Raw genomic sequence first — 3,673 nt, forward strand, 5'->3', positions numbered from 1 at the left:
CCAACCTGCAACTTGCCAACCTGCAACTTGCCAACCTGCAACTTGCCAACCTGCAACTTGCCAACCTGCAACTTGCCAACCTGCAACTTGCCAACCTGTAACCAACCCCATGTTCTCCATTGTCCCGCTCGGTGTCGCTTCGGCGCTGCCGACCCTCGACCGGCATTTTTCATCGACCGCGCTCGTTCGGGAGGGCCATGTGTTTTTGTTTGATTGTGGGGAGGGGACGCAGTTGCAGCTCGTGCGGGCGGGCCTGAAACGGCCTCGGATCGAGGCGATCTTCATCACCCATCTGCATGGCGACCACGTCTTCGGGTTGCCCGGATTACTCTCTACCCTGGCTCTCCTCGAACACGACCGGACGCTGCGCATCGTCGGTCCGGTGGGTCTTCAGGCCGCGTTGACGGCGTTCATGCAGCCGACGAGCGGACGCGGCGTCCCCTACTCGATCGAATACATCGAACTCCCGCCCGACCTGTCGCACGCCGTTGTCCTCGAAACGCCCGAGTACCGCGTCGAGGCCCGCCCCCTGTCCCATAGTCTTTTCACGGCCGGCTTCCGGTTTCAGGAAAAGGCGCGTCCGGGAACGCTCGACGCCGACCTCTCGCGTGCTCTGGGCGTCGTCCCGGGGGTGGATTTTAAGCGGTTGAAATCCGGCGAATCAGTCGTCACGGCCGATGGGCGCATCGTGGCCCCCGCCGATGTCGTCGGCCCCGCACGCCCCGGCGCCTCGTTCGCCTACGTCACCGACACCCAGCCCTGCGACGGCGGCATGGCGCTGGCGGAACAGGCGGATCTGATGTATCATGAGGCCACCTTCCGCCAGAGCGACGTAGACCGCGCCCGGGAAACCAGGCACGCCACGGCGCTCGAGGCCGCCGGCGTGGCCCGCGAAGCCGGCGCGCGTCAGTTATTACTCGGCCATTTCAGCGCCCGCTATGACGGCGCGGACCTGCGCGCCCTGCTGGAAGAGGCTCGCACCGTCTTTCAGAACACCGAGGCGGCTGAGGAATTAAAGCGCTATTCCGTGGCGCCGCCCGACGCCAATATTCCCGCGACTATCCCCTGGAGTTCCGTTGTCCCAGAACGACCCGAATAGCGACGAAGACAAAAAGCCTCCCGGCCTGGACGGCAAGCTGTTCCGGCGCATCATCACCTTTCTGAAGCCTTACAAAGGATGGGTCGCGCTGGCGTTTGTGCTGGTGATGGTCGCCGCTTTCCTCGGGCCGCTCCGCCCGAAGCTCGTCCAGATCGCGATCGACGAGCACGTCGTCGCCGGCGACATGGATGGGCTCCAGCGGATGATTTTTATCCTCATGGCCGTACTCCTGGGCGAGAGCGTGTTGTCGTTCGTGAACAGCTACCTCACCCAGTGGATCGGGCAGCAGGCCATCTACGACGTCCGCACCCGCGTCTACCGGCACATCCAGCGGCAATCCCTCCGGTTCTTCGACCGCACCCCCATCGGCCGGCTCATCACCCGCACGACGAGCGACGTCGAGTCGCTGAGCGACGTACTCTCGGCCGGCATCGTCACCATCCTGGGCGATCTGTTCCACATCATTTTTATCGCCGCGTTCATGTTCTCGCTGAACTGGGTGCTGGCGCTCGTGACCCTCGCCGTCCTGCCGCTGATGCTCTGGGTGATGTCGTGGTTTCGAGAGAAGGTGCGGGATCAGTACCGCGAAACGCGGAAGCAGGTGTCACGGCTGTACTCATTCCTCCAGGAGCACATCACCGGTATGAGCATCGTGCAGCTCTTCAACCGGGAGAAGGAAGAGATGCGGCGGTTCGAGGTGATCAACGACGAGCACCGGACGGCGCAGATCAAAACGATCTTCTACTTCGCGCTCTTCTGGCCGGCGGTGGACATCCTCGCCTCGGTCGCCCTCGGCCTCATCATCTGGTTCGGGGGGATGCGGGCGATGGGCGACGTGCTGACGCTGGGCGTGCTGATCGCCTTCATCCAGTACGCCCGGCAGTTCTTCGAGCCGATCCGGAATTTGTCCGACCAGTACAATACGCTCCAGAGCGCGATGGCCGGCGCGGAACGGATCTTCGGAGTGCTGGACGAGGACGACTCCATCCGCGAGGTCGCCGAGCCGGTGGCGATGAGCCGGTTCAAGGGCCGCATCGAGTTCCGAAACGTCTGGTTCACGTACGACAGGGAGATCGAGGACGGAAAGGAGCCGAACTGGATCTTGAAGGATGTCTCGTTCACCGTCGAGCCCGGTCAGACGGTGGCGATCGTCGGGGCGACAGGCGCCGGCAAGACGACCATCATCAACCTGCTGCTCCGGTTCTACGACATCCAGAGAGGCCAGATTCTGGTGGATGGGGTGGATATCGCGACGATGCGGCTGGCGGAGCTACGCCGGCACATCGGCCTTGTGTTGCAGGATGTCTTCTTGTTCTCGGGCTCGATCGAGCGCAACATAACCCTCGAAAACCCCGACATCCCCCTCGAAGTCGTCCAGGCCGCCGCCCGGTCGATCGGCGCCGACACCTTCATCGAGCGGCTGGCAGACGGGTACCAGCACGACGTCCGCGAGCGCGGCGCCTCGCTCAGCCACGGCCAGCGGCAGCTGTTGAGTTTTGTGCGCGCCCTCGTCTACGACCCGGCGATCCTCGTGCTCGATGAAGCGACATCGAGCATCGATACGGAGTCCGAACACCTCATCCAGTCCGCCCTCGAAACGCTCCTCCAGGGCCGCTCCTCCCTCGTCATCGCCCACCGGCTCTCCACGATCCAGGATGCCGATTGTATCCTCGTGATGCACCATGGACAGCTCCGCGAAAGCGGAAGCCACCAGGAATTGCTGGCGCTCAACGGGTTGTACCGGAAGTTGTACGAATTGCAGTACAAAGAGCAGGAACGCGCCGCCGCGTAGGCCGGGTTAGGTCCCGCCAGGGACCGTAACCCGGCGTATCCCGGCGTATCCCCCGTATCCCGGCGTATCTCCCGTATCCCGGCGTATCCCCCGTATCCCGTCACCCCCATGTTTATAGTTTCGGGCACCTCCCCCCACATCGACCGTCCCAGGCCAGTTTTCCCCTACCATTCCCTGGCCAACCATGTACATCCGACGCCTCCTCGTCCCTGGCGGGACCTACTTCTTCACCGTCGTCACCGAACGCCGCCGCCCCATTCTGATCGATGAAAACGTCTCGCTGCTGATGCAGGCGTTTAAAGCCGTTAAATCAAACTACCCCTTCCGGCAGGAGGCCATCGTCGTGCTGCCGAACCATCTCCACTGCCTGTGGACCCTCCCTCGCCACGACGACGACTTCTCAAACCGATGGCGCCTCATCAAAACCTGGTTTTCGAAGCGAGCGAACATCGAGGACCGCTGCCTGATGACCCGGCGCCGGCGATCGAAGAAGATGCGGGCTATCTGGCAGCACCGGTATTGGGACCATGTGATCCGCGACGAGCGGGACTACGAAAATCACCTCGACTACATCCACATAAACCCGGTCAAACATGGGTATGTGGATCGGGCGATCGATTGGCCGCACTCGAGCTTCCGGGCGTATGTGCGGCTGGGGTATTACGCGGAGGATTGGGGGTCGAGACGCCGGCATGTGACGCCGGCATGTGACGCCGGCATGTGACGCCGGCATGTGACGCCGGCATGTGACGCCGGCATGTGACGCCGGCATGTGACGCCGG

General features: G+C 63.0%; 3 protein-coding genes. All 3 read left to right on the forward strand.

Features of this window, described 5'->3' with window-relative positions; genetic code table 11:
- Positions 1-109 precede the first annotated feature (109 nt).
- The 3 genes from SH809_16595 (at position 110) to SH809_16605 (ending at position 3,615) form a co-directional block, all read left to right on the forward strand.
- Positions 110-1,099: a ribonuclease Z gene (locus SH809_16595; GenBank protein MDZ4701333.1), complete on the forward strand. Its 990-nt coding sequence runs from the start codon at positions 110-112 to the stop codon at positions 1,097-1,099.
- The gene (locus tag SH809_16600) at positions 1,077-2,891 is read left to right on the forward strand and encodes an ABC transporter ATP-binding protein (protein ID MDZ4701334.1); all 1,815 of its coding nucleotides are present in this window, start codon (positions 1,077-1,079) and stop codon (positions 2,889-2,891) included. The genes SH809_16595 and SH809_16600 overlap by 23 nt, the downstream gene beginning before the upstream one ends.
- Before the next feature lie 184 nt (positions 2,892-3,075).
- Positions 3,076-3,615 (forward strand): transposase, encoded by a 540-nt coding sequence (locus tag SH809_16605; GenBank protein MDZ4701335.1) that lies wholly within the window; start codon positions 3,076-3,078, stop codon positions 3,613-3,615.
- Positions 3,616-3,673 lie beyond the last annotated feature (58 nt).

The sequence above is a fragment of the Rhodothermales bacterium genome (genome assembly GCA_034439735.1).
GTDB lineage: Bacteria > Bacteroidota > Rhodothermia > Rhodothermales > JAHQVL01 > JAWKNW01.

What these genes read in the sequence shown, in the direction of transcription:
- SH809_16595 (MDZ4701333.1), top strand. Translation starts at nt 110, where the DNA reads ATGTTCTCCATTGTCCCGCTCGGTGTCGCTTCGGCGCTGCCGACCCTC.
- SH809_16605 (MDZ4701335.1), top strand. Translation starts at nt 3,076, where the DNA reads ATGTACATCCGACGCCTCCTCGTCCCTGGCGGGACCTACTTCTTCACC.